Below are 14810 nucleotides of genomic sequence, written 5' to 3' on the forward strand. Positions count from 1 at the left end.
ATACACAAATTCCCTGTGGGAGCGGGCTTGCTCGCGAAGGCGGTATTGAAGCTCAGGAATATCTCAGCGCGTGAGCCGGTTCGATCTTCGCCGCCCGCAACGCCGGATACACCGTCGCCAGGAAGCTCAGAACAAAGCCCGCCGAGCAGATCAACAGCACATCCCCGCCCTGCAATTCCGAAGGCAGGTTGCTGACGAAGTACACGTCGGAACTGAAGATATGCTGCCCGGTAACGCGCTCGACCCAGCCGACCATCTCGCTGACATTCAGTGCCGCGATCACGCCGAGCACGCCGCCAATCAGTGTGCCGACAATCCCGATCACCGTGCCCTGCACCATGAAGATCGCCATGATCTGCCGTGGCGTGGCGCCGATGGTGCGCAGGATCGCGATGTCCGCGCCCTTGTCGTTCACCACCATGATCAGCGTGGCAATGATGTTGAACGCCGCCACGGCGACGATCATCAGCAACAGCAGGCCGATCATGGTTTTTTCCATTTTCATCGCGCTGAACAGGCTGCCCTGGGTGTGAGTCCAGTCGTCAGCCTTGAACTCGGCACCGAGGCCTGCGGCGATGTCCGAGGAGACTTTCGGCGCGGCGTACAGATCCTTCACCGCCAGGCGCACGCTCTGCACCTGATTCGGTTGCCAATGCTGCATGGTCGCGGCATCGGCCACGTGGATCAGGCCCATCGAACCGTCCAGTTCGGCGCCGACCTTGAACACACCGACCACGTTCAGGCGCTGCATGCGCGGGGTGATGCCACCCGGTGCGGTGCTGACTTCCGGGACGATCAGGGTGATCTTGTCGCCGACATTGAGACGGAAGCGGCGCGCGGTGATTTCACCGATCACCACGCCGAACTCGCCCGGTTTCAGGTCATCGAGACGCCCCTGCACAATGTGCTGGGCAACGATCGACACCTTGCCTTCCTGGGCCGGATCGACGCCGCTGATCTGGATCGGCTGCATCAAACCCTTGTAGGACAGCATGCCTTCCATCTCGGTGAACGGCACGGCGGCGGTCACTTCAGGATTTTTCAGCGCGGCGGCGGCGACCGGCTGCCAGTCATCGATCGGCTTGACGCCGACGATGGTCGCGTGCGGCACCATGCCGAGGATGCGCGAACTCATTTCACGCTGGAAGCCGTTCATCACCGACAGCACCACAATCATCGCCAGCACGCCGAGGGCGAGCCCGATCATCGAAGTCATCGAGATGAACGAAACAAAGCGATTGCGGCGCTTGGCGCGGGTATAGCGCGTGCCGATAAAGATCGATAACGGTCTGAACATTCGCTGGGGCACCGTATAAAAATAAAAGACCCGATGCCTTACACAGGCACCGGGTTTCGGTCGGTCAAATGGCGGTCAGGCAACCTTCTTGCAACTGCAGGACGCGGTCCATCTGGCGGGCCAGATTCATGTCGTGAGTCACCACCAGGAACGCGGTGCGCATCGAAGTGCTGAGTTCCAGCATCAAGTCCTGGATGCCTTCGGCGGTGTGCGAATCAAGGTTACCGGTTGGCTCGTCGAGCATCACCAGGCCTGGATTGTTCACCAGCGCCCGGGCGATGGCCACACGCTGGCGTTCGCCACCGGACAGCTCGGCCGGTTTGTGCTCCAGACGATGGCCCAGCCCCACGCGCTCCAGCAACGCGGTAGCGCGCTGACGTGCTTCCGGGATCGCGGTCTTGCCGATCAGCAGCGGCATGCAGACGTTTTCCAGCGCGGTGAACTCCGGCAGCAAGTGGTGGAACTGGTACACGAACCCCAAGGCACGGTTACGCAGCAGGCCACGCTTCTTCTCGCTCAGCGCCGACAGCTCTTCGCCGTCGAGCCAGACGCTGCCCTCGGTTGGCGTGTCGAGACCGCCCAGCAGGTTGAGCAAGGTACTTTTGCCCGAGCCGGACTTGCCGACGATCGCCACACGTTCGCCCGGGCGCAACTCCAGTTGCAGACCGGCCAACACTTGCACCGACTCCGGGCCTTCCTCGTAGGATTTGCCCAAGTTGCGGCAGCTCAAGATTGCTTTATCACTCATGCCCGACTCACTCATAACGTAGCGCCTCCGCCGGCTGGGTGCGCGCGGCACGCCAGGCGGGATACAGGGTGGCGAGGAAACTCAGGACCAACGCAGCGGCGCAGACCATGACCACATCCTGGCTCTGCACCTGCGACGGCAGGTAATCGATGAAATACACGTCGGCGTTGAGGAACTTGTGGCCGATCAGCCCTTCGAGGGCGGAAATCGCCGCACTGACGTTGAGCGCGGCGAGAATACCGAGCACCGCACCAATCGCCGTACCGACCACGCCAATCACGGTGCCCTGCACCATGAACGTGCGCATGATCGTCCCTGGTGTGGCGCCGAGGGTACGCAGAATGGCAATGTCGCTCTTCTTGTCATTCACCACCATTACCAGCGTGGAAATGATGTTGAACGCAGCCACTGCGACGATCAGCAGCAACAGCAGGCCGATCATGGCTTTTTCCATGCGGATTGCCTGATACAGGTTGCCGTGGGTGCGGGTCCAGTCGCGGGCGTAGTAATGGTCTTCGCCCAGCTGCTGGGCGATGGTCCAGGCCACGCGTGGCGCCTGGAACAGATCATCGAACTTCAACCGGATGCCCTGCACCTGATCAGGCTTCCAGCGGTGCATCTTCGCCAGATCCTGCAGGTTGGTGACACCCAGATAGCCGTCCAGCTCACCGGCGCCGACATGGAAGATGCCGACCACGGTAAAGCGCTTCATGCGCGGGAACATCCCGGCCGGGGTCACGCTGACCTCCGGCGCGACGAAGGTGACCTTGTCACCCAGGCCTACGCCGAGCTTGGTCGCGGCCTTGTCGCCGATGACGATGCCGAAGCTGCCCGGCGTCAGGTCGTCGAGTTTGCCCTGCTTCATGAAGTTGTCGATGATCGACACATTGCGTTCGAGCGCGGGGTCGATGGCGTTGAGCAACACCTTGGACACCTGGCCGTTGTTGGTCAGCAAACCCTGCATCTGGGTGAACGGCGCAACCGCCGTCACCTGCGGGTTCTGCTTGACCTTGGTCGCCAGGCTTTGCCAATCGTTGATCGGTTCGCCGGTTTCAAGAGTCGCGTGGGGCACCATGCCCAGCACGCGGGTGCGCATCTCATGATCGAAGCCATTCATCACCGATAGCACCACGATCATCACGACCACGCCAAGGGCGAGCCCGATCATCGAAGTCAGGGAAATGAATGACACAAAATGATTGCGACGCTTTGCACGGGTATAACGCGTGCCGATAAATACGAAGAGAGGTCTGAACATGTCGGGGCTTGTTCGGAGGGAAAAGGAACGTCCTTGTGGCGGGGGTCGATAACCAGCTTTACACTCAGACCACCGCCGCTACCATGGGTTCGCCATGTCGACATTAGATGAAGAAGATCGCCGCGAATACTACCGTATCGAGGACACGATCGCACTGGAAATTCGGCCCCTGTCCGCTCCCGAAGCCGCAGGCCAGGAAGTGTTGCAGGATGCTTCCCCGCTGTTCAACCTGCTCAGCGAACTGCACCTGAGCGAATTCGAGTCGCAGCACCTGTTGCGCCAGATCAGCGAGCGCGACCGGGCGATCGCTGCGTTCCTCAAATCCCAGAACAAACGCATCGACCTGCTCAGCCAGGTGGTCGCCCTGACCGTGCTCGGCCATATCGGCGAGCCACAACCGGTGATCATCTCCGAAGGCGGGATCGACTTTCAGCACCCGACCCCAATCGCCACCGGCGCGCACCTGTCGGTGAAACTGGTGCTGATGCCCCAGGCGCTGGGCCTGCTGCTGCGCGCCCGGGTCACCCATTGCGACCGCAAGGGCGACGGCTACGACGTCGGCACCGAGTTCGAACACTTGACCGACGCCCAGCGTCAGTTGCTCGCCCGCTATATCTTGCAGAAACAGGCCCAGGAACGACGCCTGGCCCGTGAACAGAACGAATCCGGCATTTAAATTAAGGAAGCACCGTGACCCTCATCTACGGCCACCGCGGCGCCAAGGGCGAAGCACCGGAAAATACCCTGACCAGTTTTCAGGAATGTCTCAAGCACGGCGTGCGCCGTTGCGAACTTGACTTGCACCTGTCCAAGGACGGCGAGTTGATGGTCATCCATGACCCCACCTTAAAACGCACCACCGAGCGGCGCGGCAAAGTCGTCGAGCACAGCGCCGCCGAACTGGTGACCTACGACGCGCGCAAGGGCGGCCCGGGCTGGATCAAGCCGTGCCCGATTCCGACGCTGGAAGAGCTGTTCGAGAAGTGTGATTTCGAGCACTGGCAGCTTGAAGTCAAAAGCGCTTCACGCACCCGCGCGGCCACCACGGTGCTGGCAATTCGTGAAATGGCTCAGCGCCACGGCCTGCTGGACAAGGTGACAATCACGTCGAGTTCGCGGGAAGTGCTGAAAGCGGCACTGGACTTGGTACCGGACGTGTCACGGGGACTGGTGGCCGAATACGCCTGGCTCGACCCGTTGAAGGTCGCCGCCAGCTATGGCTGTGAGATTCTGGCGCTGAACTGGACGCTGTGTACGCCGGAACGCCTGCAGAAGGCGCAGCGTCAGGGGCTGCATGTGTCGGTGTGGACCGTCAACGAGCCTGCGCTGATGCGCAGACTCGCCGACTTCGGCGTTGACAGCCTGATTACAGACTTTCCCGGTTTGGCCACTGCCACCCTCGAGAATTGCTGAAATCGGTCTCCCCGGCCGGCTCAGGCCACCGGCCGGAGCCCGTCAAAAAAGCCGGTTGAGGCCGTCGTACGCCGCTACCCGATAGGCTTCGGCCATGGTCGGGTAGTTGAACGTGGTGTTGACGAAGTACTTCAGGGTGTTCAACTCGCCCGGCTGGCTCATGATCGCCTGACCGATGTGCACGATCTCCGACGCCTGATAACCGAAGCAGTGAACGCCCAGCACTTCCAGGGTTTCACGGTGGAACAGGATCTTCAGCATGCCTTGCGGCTCGCCGGCGATCTGCGCACGCGCCATGCTCTTGAAGAACGCCTTGCCGACTTCGTACGGCACCTTGGCCTGCGTCAGCTCCTGCTCGTTCTTGCCGATCGAGCTGATCTCCGGAATGGTGTAGATGCCGGTCGGCACGTCATTCACAAAGCGCCAGCTACCGTTATCGACGATGCTGCCGGCAGCCGAACGACCCTGGTCGTGGGCGGCACTGGCCAGGCTCGGCCAGCCGATCACGTCGCCGGCGCCGTAGATGTTCGGCACGCAGGTGCGGTAAGCCTCGTCGACTTCGATCTGGCCACGGCTGTTGACCTTGACCCCGATGTTTTCCAGACCGAGCTGGTCGGTGTTGCCGGTACGGCCGTTGCACCAGAGCAAGGCATCGGCCTTGATTTTCTTGCCGGACTTGAGGTGCAGGATCACACCGTTGTCCACGCCTTCAACGCGATCGTAATCCTCGTTGTGGCGCACGGTGATGTTGTTGTTGCTGAAGTGGTAGCTTAACGCCTGGGAAATTTCCGAGTCGAGGAAGCTCAGCAACTGACCACGGTTGTCCACCAGTTCAACCAGTACCCCCAGACCGCTGAAGATCGAGGCGTATTCGCAACCGATCACGCCAGCGCCGTAAACGATCAGTTTGCGCGGGGTGTGGCCGAGGCTGAGGATGGTGTCGCTATCGTAGATACGCGGGTGATTGAAATCGATGTCCGCCGGGCGGTACGGGCGCGAACCGGTGGCGATGATGATGTGCTTGGCCACCAGCTTCTCGACAACACCGTTGGCGCAGACCACTTCGATGGTTTGCTCGTCGGCGAAGCTGCCGGTGCCGAAGAACACGTCAACGCGGTTACGGGCGTAGTAGCCAGTGCGCGAAGCGACTTGTTTGGAGATAACCTTTTCAGCGCTTTTCAACACGTCCGGGAAGGAGAACCAGCGCGGCTCGCCGATTGCCCGGAACATCGGGTTGGTGTTGAACTGCATGATCTGCCGCACCGAGTGACGCAGGGCCTTGGACGGGATGGTACCGAGGTGGGTGCAGTTACCGCCGACCTGGCGACGGCTGTCGACCATCGCCACCTTGCGCCCTGCTTTGGCGGCGTTCATTGCCGCGCCTTCTCCCGCCGGGCCGGAACCCAACACCACCACGTCGTAGTTGTAGACAGCCATGCGTACTCCTCAGAACAGGCCGCGGTGCCAGCAGCACCTGCGGCTAAATCACGCCGAATCGCGGCGCGAAGGAACAATTGGGGGTCAGTAAAGAACCCGGACACAGTCTATAGAAGCGTCAACGCCGCGCACATTAACCCTTGGTCGCGTCGTAGGCTACTTTTGCCTGCACTACAACGCCAGCTTTCGTACTGTTTTCAGTCAACTTTTGCGCCACTGAGGCGCTCGAAAGCTGCACTGGTGCGGATAACAAAACCTGTATCGGCACGAATCACGAAGAATGCACCAATGTCGTATTTTTCGGCATAGTCCCAAGCCCTTTCAGGCCCGAGAATCAGCAACAGCGTCGATAGTCCATCGGCCATCAACGCTGAAGGATGAATCACCGTGACTGACGCCAGGTTGTGTAGGACCGGTGCCCCGCTCCGCGCATCGAAGGTGTGGGAATAACGCCGGCCATCCTGCAGGAAATAGTTGCGGTAATCACCGGACGTGGACACGCCGTAGCCATCAACATTGATGATGCGCTCGGCGACTTGCTGATCGTCGCGTGGCGCTTCCAGGGCGATGCGCCATGGCGAGCCGTCGAGTTTTTTGCCCTTGGCCTTCAGCTCGCCGGTAGCTTCGGCGAGGTAATCGTGGATGCCCAGGGCTTCGAGCCGGGCGGCGATGGTGTCAACGGCGTAGCCGGCAGCGATGCTGTTGAAGTCGACTTCGACAGCGGCGTCCTTGCATAAACGGTCGCCGTCGATATGCAAATGACGGGAGCCGACCCGCTGCAGGGTTTCGGCCAGTGCGGCGGGACTGGGGACTTTCTCTTCACGCCCTTGCGGGCCGAACCCCCAAAGATTCATCAGCGGCTCGACAGTCAGGTCGTAGGAACCTTCACTTTGCGCTGACAGCTGTTCGCCGACGCGAACCAGTTCGAGCACCGAGGCCGGCATGGTCTGACAGTTGTTCGCCGGCAAGGCATTGAAGCGTTCAATGTCGGAGTCGTTGCGGTAGGTCGACATCTGCCGATCCACTTCCGCGAGGATGCCCTCTACTTCCCGGCGCACGTGCGCCGGTTCGGCATTACCTGCGCGTCGCACGTACTTGATCGAATACGTGCTGCCCATGGTCGGCCCCCCAAAGCTTTCCATGGAATCACCGTTGCCACAGGCAGCGAGGACCACCGCAGTACTCACAAGCCAAACCCACCGTCCAGTGAACAATTCTTCATCTCCCCATAAAAGCGCGCCGGCCATTATGGATCAAAGGCCCGCACGCTCCCCAGCGGATGCAACGCGTCATCAGAAACCAATAATGAGTAACTGAAAATGTCCTCGACCACGGGCAAAGGCAAAGGCAAAGCGATTTTTCGCGTTGTCAGCGGCAATTTTCTCGAGATGTTCGACTTCATGGTCTATGGCTTCTACGCCACGGCGATCGCCAAGACCTTCTTTCCCACCGACAGCGCCTTCGCCTCGCTGATGCTTTCGCTGGCGACTTTCGGCGCCGGCTTCCTGATGCGTCCATTGGGAGCGATTTTCCTTGGCGCTTATATTGACCGCCACGGTCGTCGCCAAGGCCTGATCATCACATTGGCGTTGATGGCTGCTGGCACAGTGCTTATCGCCTGTGTGCCGGGCTACGCCACCCTCGGCGTTGCTGCGCCGCTGATTGTACTGTTCGGTCGCTTGCTGCAAGGCTTCTCGGCCGGCGTCGAGTTGGGCGGTGTTTCGGTCTATCTGGCGGAAATCGCCACGCCGGGCCGCAAGGGCTTTTTCGTCAGTTGGCAGTCCGCCAGCCAGCAAGCGGCGGTGGTGTTCGCCGGCCTGCTCGGTGTTGGCCTCAATCACTGGCTGAGCCCGGAACAGATGGGTGACTGGGGCTGGCGCGTGCCGTTCCTGATCGGCTGCATGATCGTTCCGGTGATCTTCGTGATTCGTCGCTCGCTGGAAGAAACGCCGGAATTCCAGGCGCGTAAACATCGCCCTACCCTGCGGGAAATCGTCCGTTCGATCGGCCAGAACTTTGGCATCGTCATCGCCGGCATGGCGCTGGTGGTGATGACCACGGTTTCGTTCTACCTGATCACCGCCTACACCCCGACCTTCGGCAAGGCTGAACTGCATCTGTCGGATTTCGACGCGCTGCTGGTGACCGTGTGCATCGGTCTGTCGAACTTCTTCTGGCTGCCGGTGATGGGCGCGGTGTCCGACAAGATCGGGCGCAAACCCCTACTGCTGGCGGCGACCCTTCTGGCGATCCTGACCGCTTACCCGGCACTGTCGTGGCTGGTGGCGAACCCGAGCTTCAGTCATTTGCTGATAGTCGAACTGTGGCTGTCGTTCCTGTACGGCTCGTACAACGGCGCGATGGTGGTGGCGCTGACCGAAATCATGCCGGTGGAAGTGCGTACCACCGGGTTCTCGTTGGCTTACAGCCTGGCGACGGCGACCTTTGGCGGCTTTACACCGGCAGCCTGTACTTACCTGATTCATGTGCTGGACAACAAGGCTGCGCCGGGGATCTGGCTCAGCGGCGCGGCGGTGCTGGGGTTGATTGCGACGCTGGTGCTGTTCCGCGGCAACAAGCATGAACTGCGGACAGCGCAAGCGGCTGTGGCTGGTGGCGCCCGATAAGAAGCCTTCGGGAGCAAGCCCCCTCCCACAGGGTCCGGTGGTGCCAACACGATTGTTTGAACACCGCCAGACCTAGTGGGAGGGGGCTTGCTCCCGAAGAGGCCGGCACAGGCAATAGAGATTCAGCAGGCATAAAAAAACGCCCCGACCGAAGTCGGGGCGTTTTCATGTGCAGCGAGTGCTTAGCGCGGGAACGCTGGCGGATTTACATCAGCCATGTCTTCCATCACGCGAACCACCTGGCAGCTGTAGCCGAACTCGTTGTCGTACCAGACGTACAGCACAACGCGGTTGTCCTGAACGATGGTCGCTTCAGCGTCGACCACACCGGCGTGACGCGAACCCACGAAGTCCGTGGACACCACTTCCTGCGAGTTGACGAAGTCGATTTGCTTGTGCAGATCGGAGTGCAGCGCCATGTAGCGCAGGTACTCGTTCATCTCTTCACGGCTGGCGGCTTTCTCAAGGTTCAGGTTGAGAATGGCCATCGACACGTTTGGCGTCGGAACGCGGATCGCGTTACCGGTCAGCTTGCCGGCCAATTCAGGCAGAGCCTTGGCAGCAGCGGTGGCAGCACCGGTCTCGGTGATGACCATGTTCAGCGCGGCGGAACGGCCACGGCGATCGCCCTTGTGGAAGTTGTCGATCAGGTTCTGGTCGTTGGTGTACGAGTGAACGGTTTCGACGTGACCGTTGATGATGCCGAACTTGTCATTCACAGCCTTCAGCACCGGCACGATGGCGTTGGTAGTGCAGGAAGCGGCAGACACGATCTTGTCGTCAGCGGTGATTTCGTTGTGGTTGATACCGTGAACGATGTTCTTCAGCTTGCCTTTGCCAGGCGCGGTCAGCACAACGCGAGCGACACCCGGGCATTGCAGGTGCTGGCCCAGGCCATCGGCGTCACGCCATACACCGGTGTTGTCTACCAGCAGCGCGTCTTTGATGCCGTACTGGGTGTAATCCACCTCGGTCGGGTTCTTCGCGTAGATCACCTGGATTAGGTTACCGTTGGCGGTGATGGTGTTGTTTTCTTCGTCGATGACGATGGTGCCGTTGAACGGACCGTGTACCGAATCGCGACGCAGCAGGCTGGCGCGTTTGGTCAGGTCGTTTTCGGCGCCCTTGCGCACGACGATGGCACGCAGACGCAGACCGTCGCCACCACCGGTTTTCTCGATCAGGATGCGCGCCAGCAGACGCCCGATACGACCGAAGCCGTACAGCACAACGTCAGTGCCTTTGCGGGCCGAAGCGTTTTGCTGGCCAACCACGTCAGCCAGTTCTTCACGCACGAACTGCTCGGCGCTGCGGCCATTGCCTTCGCTGCGGAATTTGAACGCCAACTTGCCCAGGTCTACCGAAGCCGCGCCGAGCTTGAGCTCGCTCATGGCTTTAAGCAGAGGGAATGTTTCGTGGACGGAGAGTTCGCTATCGTCGGAGGAACGGTGGCGAGCAAAGCGGTGAGCTTTGAGAATCGCGATGACAGACTGGTTGATCAGGCTGCGGCCATAGATCGAGCTCACCACGTTGTTATTGCGGTAGAGCTGACCGATAAGCGGAATCATCGCTTCTGCGAGTGCTTCACGGTCGATCCATTCACCAAGACACTGGTCGGGCTTCTGAGTCACGGGAACCTTCCACATGTAGGGGCAGAAAAAAGGGGCTACATTATGCCGCCGAGAACCTCTTGTAGCAATGCGCGCTTGTCGCGCAATCGGTAACAAAATTCCGTTCAAAAAAATTACGCCTCGCGCCAGCCCAGTAAAACCGGGGCTTTCAGCGCAGTCAATTTTTCGACGACTGTTAGACGATGTCTGTAACCCTCCGTAACACGAGTCGATTTCGGCACTACATAACCACTAAAAAAGTGCTCGTTTTTATGGTTACCACTACATTTCGCGCAAACCGCGAAGATAGACGCAGTCTGCAACTGACAGCCGGCACCTGACGCCGCTACAATTACCGACTTTGTCGCAACGCCTGGAGCTCAACCTTCCGTGCCTGTTCTGCGTCTACCGCTTCTCCCTGCCGAGGCAGGTAAACAGCACTGGGGCAACCTGCCCGGTGCCGCCCTGAGCCTGGCGATTGCCGAGGCTGCCAGCGCTGCCAAGCGCTTCACCCTGCTACTGACCGCCGACAGCCAGAGTGCCGAACGGCTGGAACAGGAGCTGAGTTTCTTCGCCCCGGATTTGCCCGTGCTGCATTTTCCCGACTGGGAAACCCTGCCGTACGATCTGTTCTCGCCGCACCAGGACATCATTTCCCAGCGTATCGCCAGCCTTTATAGACTGCCGGAACTGGCGCACGGCGTGCTGGTGGTGCCAATCACCACCGCCCTGCACCGCCTGGCGCCGACCAAATTCCTGCTCGGCAGCAGTCTGGTGCTGGATGTCGGGCAGAAGCTCGATGTCGAACAGATGCGCTCGCGACTCGAAGCCAGCGGCTATCGCTACGTCGATACGGTCTACGAGCACGGCGAGTTCACCGTACGCGGTGCGCTGATCGACCTGTTCCCGATGGGCAGCAAACTGCCCTATCGCATCGACCTGTTCGACGACGAAATCGAAACCCTGCGCACCTTCGACCCGGAAAACCAGCGCTCCATCGACAAGGTCGAATCGGTCAAGCTGCTGCCGGCGCGAGAATTTCCGCTGCAGAAAGATGCGGTGACCCGCTTCAAGGCGCGGTTTCGCGAGCGCTTCGACGTCGACTTCCGGCGCTGCCCGATCTTCCAGGACTTGAGCAGCGGCATCACGCCCGCCGGTATCGAGTACTACCTGCCGCTGTTCTTTGATGAAACTTCGACGTTGTTTGATTACCTGCCGCAGGACACCCAAGTGTTCTCGCTGCCGGGCATCGAACAAGCGGCGGAAAATTTCTGGAACGACGTGCGCAATCGCTACGAAGAGCGCCGCGTCGATCCATCGCGTCCTTTATTGCCGCCCGCAGAATTGTTCTTGCCGGTAGAAGACTGCTTCGCCCGCCTCAAGAGCTGGCCACGGGTAGTCGCCAGTCAGCAGGACGTCGAATCCGGTGCCGGTCGCGAGCGCTTCCCGGCGCAAGCGCTGCCGAACCTGGCGATCGAAGCCAAGGCCACACAACCACTGGCGGCGCTCTCGACATTCCTCGACGAATTCCCCGGACGCGTGCTGTTCACCGCCGAATCCGCGGGCCGGCGTGAAGTCCTGCTGGAGCTGCTGGAACGTCTGAAGCTGCGGCCGAAAACCGTCGACAGCTGGCCGGATTTCGTTTCAAGCAAGGATCGTCTGGCAATCACCATTGCCCCGCTCGACGAAGGCTTGATGCTCGACGACCCGGCGCTGGCGCTGGTGGCGGAGAGTCCGCTGTTCGGTCAGCGCGTCATGCAGCGCCGCCGTCGCGAAAAACGCGCCGACGCCAACAACGATGCGGTGATCAAGAACCTCACCGAACTGCGCGAAGGCGCGCCGGTGGTGCACATCGATCACGGTGTCGGGCGTTATCTGGGCCTGACGATTCTGGAAATCGACAATCAGGCGGCCGAATTCCTCACCCTGGAATATGCGGAGAACGCCAAGCTCTACGTGCCGGTGGCCAACCTGCACCTGATCGCCCGTTACACCGGCAGCGACGACTCACTGGCGCCGCTGCACCGCCTCGGCTCCGAGACCTGGCAGAAAGCCAAGCGCAAGGCGGCCGAACAGGTTCGCGATGTCGCTGCTGAGCTGCTCGACATCTATGCCCGTCGCGCCGCGCGCGAAGGCTATGCATTTGCCGACCCGAAAGCCGATTACGCAACCTTCAGTGCCGGCTTCCCGTTCGAAGAAACCCCGGATCAGCAAGCGACCATCGAAGCCGTGCGCGAAGACATGCTCGCGCCGAAACCAATGGATCGCCTGGTCTGCGGCGACGTCGGTTTCGGCAAGACCGAAGTGGCGATGCGCGCCGCGTTCATCGCCGTGCACGGCGGGCGTCAGGTAGCGATTCTGGTGCCGACCACCCTGCTCGCCCAGCAACACTACAACAGCTTCCGCGACCGCTTCGCCGACTGGCCGGTGACCGTGGAAGTGATGAGTCGCTTCAAGTCGGCCAAGGAAGTCAACGCGGCGATTGCCGATCTGGCGGAAGGCAAGATCGACATCGTCATCGGTACGCACAAGCTGCTGTCCGACGATGTGAAGATAAAAAACCTTGGTCTGGTGATCATCGACGAAGAACACCGCTTCGGTGTCCGGCAGAAAGAACAGCTCAAGGCCCTGCGCAGCGAAGTCGACATTCTCACCCTGACCGCCACGCCGATTCCGCGCACGCTGAACATGGCGGTGTCGGGCATGCGCGACCTGTCGATCATCGCCACCCCGCCGGCGCGACGCCTGTCGGTGCGCACCTTCGTCATGGAGCAGAACAAGAGCACGGTCAAAGAGGCCTTGCTGCGTGAGCTGCTGCGCGGTGGTCAGGTGTACTACCTGCACAACGACGTGAAGACCATCGAGAAATGCGCGGCGGATCTCGCCGAACTGGTGCCGGAAGCACGGATCGGCATCGGTCACGGGCAGATGCGCGAACGCGAACTCGAACAGGTGATGAGCGACTTCTATCACAAGCGCTTCAACGTGCTGATCGCCTCGACCATCATCGAGACCGGCATCGACGTGCCAAGCGCCAACACCATCATCATCGAGCGCGCCGACAAGTTCGGCCTGGCGCAGTTGCACCAGTTGCGCGGACGCGTCGGCCGCAGTCACCACCAGGCCTATGCTTACCTGCTGACACCGCCGCGTCAGCAAATCACTTCGGACGCGGAAAAGCGTCTGGAAGCGATTGCCAACACCCAGGATCTGGGCGCCGGTTTCGTGCTGGCGACCAACGACCTGGAGATCCGTGGCGCCGGCGAACTGCTCGGCGATGGCCAGAGCGGGCAGATTCAGGCCGTGGGCTTCACGCTGTACATGGAGATGCTCGAACGCGCGGTGAAGTCGATCCGCAAGGGCGAACAGCCGAACCTCGATCAACCGCTCGGCGGTGGCCCGGAGGTCAACCTGCGGGTGCCGGCGCTGATTCCGGAAGATTATCTGCCGGACGTCCACGCCCGTCTGATCCTATACAAGCGCATCGCGTCGGCCACCGACGAGGAAGGCTTGAAGGACCTGCAAGTGGAGATGATCGACCGTTTCGGTCTGCTGCCGGAGCCAACCAAGAATCTGGTGCGCATCACTGCGCTGAAATTGCAGGCCGAGCAGCTGGGCATCAAGAAAGTCGATGGTGGCCCGCAGGGTGGGCGCATCGAGTTCGCCGCGCAGACGCCAGTCGATCCGATGACCTTGATCAAACTGATCCAGACTCAGCCAAAACGCTACAAATTCGAAGGCGCTACGATGTTCAAGTTCCAGGTGCCGATGGAACGCCCGGAAGAGCGCTTTAATACTGTAGAGGCGCTGTTCGAGCGCCTCCTCCCGAAAACTGTTTGAAGGACGCCGCATGCGCCTGTTTCGCTCACTGACTTTGCTACTCACTTTCGTAGCACCGATGGCGTTTGCCGATGACACCTACATGGTCGAAATGATTCTGGTGCGGCAAAACGCCGTGCCGGCTATCGTCAGCCGTGCCGCCCCGGAAGACTGGGCCGCTGGCGCCCAACGCTTGGGCGATGACAGCCTGCGCACGCCTGCACTCGGCGACGTTGCCAGCAAACTCAGCGCCAGCGGTGATTACAGCGTGCTGATGCACAAGGCCTGGCAGCAGACCCTCGGCGAAGCGCCGACTAAAGTTGCGGTCAGCGACGGCCAGGAGCAGTTCGGCCAGTTCCCGATCGAGGGCACCCTGGAAATGAAACTCGGGCGCTTCACCGACGTGAATGCCGACTTCTGGGTCAACCAGATCGACGCCAACGGCATGGTCACCGCCAGCGAACGCCTGAAGCAGGACAGCCACACCAAAAACGGCCAGCTCAACTATCTCGACAACGGGCACCTGGCGCTGCTGATCAAGATCACTTCCCTGACGGCGCCCGCCCCACGGCAAGCCCCTGAAGCGATTCCGGACTGATCG

General features: G+C 60.7%; 11 protein-coding genes. 5 read left to right on the forward strand and 6 right to left on the reverse strand.

Features of this window, described 5'->3' with window-relative positions:
• Positions 1-52 precede the first annotated feature (52 nt).
• The 3 genes from ACS4NR_RS12445 to ACS4NR_RS12455 form a co-directional block, all read right to left on the reverse strand.
• Complete coding sequence (locus ACS4NR_RS12445) at positions 53-1297, reverse strand: lipoprotein-releasing ABC transporter permease subunit (protein ID WP_096797167.1); 1245 nt, start codon at positions 1295-1297, stop codon at positions 53-55.
• A 64-nt stretch (positions 1298-1361) separates the two neighbouring features.
• On the reverse strand, positions 1362-2045 hold the full coding sequence (lolD, locus tag ACS4NR_RS12450; protein ID WP_166497682.1) for a lipoprotein-releasing ABC transporter ATP-binding protein LolD: 684 nt from the start codon (positions 2043-2045) through the stop codon (positions 1362-1364).
• 7 nt (positions 2046-2052) lie between these two features.
• Positions 2053-3303 carry a lipoprotein-releasing ABC transporter permease subunit gene (locus ACS4NR_RS12455; protein WP_095140043.1) on the reverse strand — a complete coding sequence of 417 codons (1251 nt, stop codon included), beginning with the start codon at positions 3301-3303 and terminating at the stop codon, positions 2053-2055.
• A gap of 94 nt (positions 3304-3397) precedes the next feature.
• On the opposite strand from ACS4NR_RS12455, the gene ACS4NR_RS12460 reads away from it, so the two are divergent.
• Together ACS4NR_RS12460 and ACS4NR_RS12465 are read left to right on the forward strand one after the other, a co-directional pair.
• Positions 3398-3979, forward strand: coding sequence for a PilZ domain-containing protein (locus ACS4NR_RS12460; protein WP_039772787.1), 582 nt, complete (start codon positions 3398-3400; stop codon positions 3977-3979).
• A 14-nt stretch (positions 3980-3993) separates the two neighbouring features.
• Positions 3994-4716, forward strand: coding sequence for a glycerophosphodiester phosphodiesterase (locus ACS4NR_RS12465; RefSeq protein ID WP_253149818.1), 723 nt, complete (start codon positions 3994-3996; stop codon positions 4714-4716).
• Between the two features lie 42 nt (positions 4717-4758).
• Here ACS4NR_RS12465 and sthA read toward each other — a convergent pair whose 3' ends face one another.
• On the reverse strand, positions 4759-6153 hold the full coding sequence (sthA, locus tag ACS4NR_RS12470) for a Si-specific NAD(P)(+) transhydrogenase (RefSeq protein ID WP_003226580.1): 1395 nt from the start codon (positions 6151-6153) through the stop codon (positions 4759-4761).
• 197 nt (positions 6154-6350) lie between these two features.
• Entirely contained in the window at positions 6351-7400 is a 1050-nt protein-coding gene (locus ACS4NR_RS12475; protein ID WP_456020262.1) for an FAD:protein FMN transferase, read from the reverse strand.
• A 72-nt stretch (positions 7401-7472) separates the two neighbouring features.
• Between ACS4NR_RS12475 and tcuC the strand changes: the two genes are divergently transcribed.
• Positions 7473-8780 (forward strand): tricarballylate/proton symporter TcuC, encoded by a 1308-nt coding sequence (tcuC, locus tag ACS4NR_RS12480; protein WP_456020263.1) that lies wholly within the window; start codon positions 7473-7475, stop codon positions 8778-8780.
• 182 nt (positions 8781-8962) lie between these two features.
• Here the strand turns inward: tcuC and ACS4NR_RS12485 are convergent, their stop codons facing one another.
• Positions 8963-10426, reverse strand: coding sequence for a glyceraldehyde-3-phosphate dehydrogenase (locus ACS4NR_RS12485; protein ID WP_095140040.1), 1464 nt, complete (start codon positions 10424-10426; stop codon positions 8963-8965).
• A 354-nt stretch (positions 10427-10780) separates the two neighbouring features.
• Here ACS4NR_RS12485 and mfd point away from each other — a divergent pair, with 354 nt between their 5' ends.
• Positions 10781-14230: a transcription-repair coupling factor gene (gene mfd, locus ACS4NR_RS12490; RefSeq protein ID WP_095140039.1), complete on the forward strand. Its 3450-nt coding sequence runs from the start codon at positions 10781-10783 to the stop codon at positions 14228-14230.
• A gap of 10 nt (positions 14231-14240) precedes the next feature.
• The gene (locus tag ACS4NR_RS12495) at positions 14241-14807 is read left to right on the forward strand and encodes a CsiV family protein (RefSeq protein WP_456020264.1); all 567 of its coding nucleotides are present in this window, start codon (positions 14241-14243) and stop codon (positions 14805-14807) included.
• Positions 14808-14810 lie beyond the last annotated feature (3 nt).

The organism is Pseudomonas sp. JQ36, assembly GCF_053851495.1.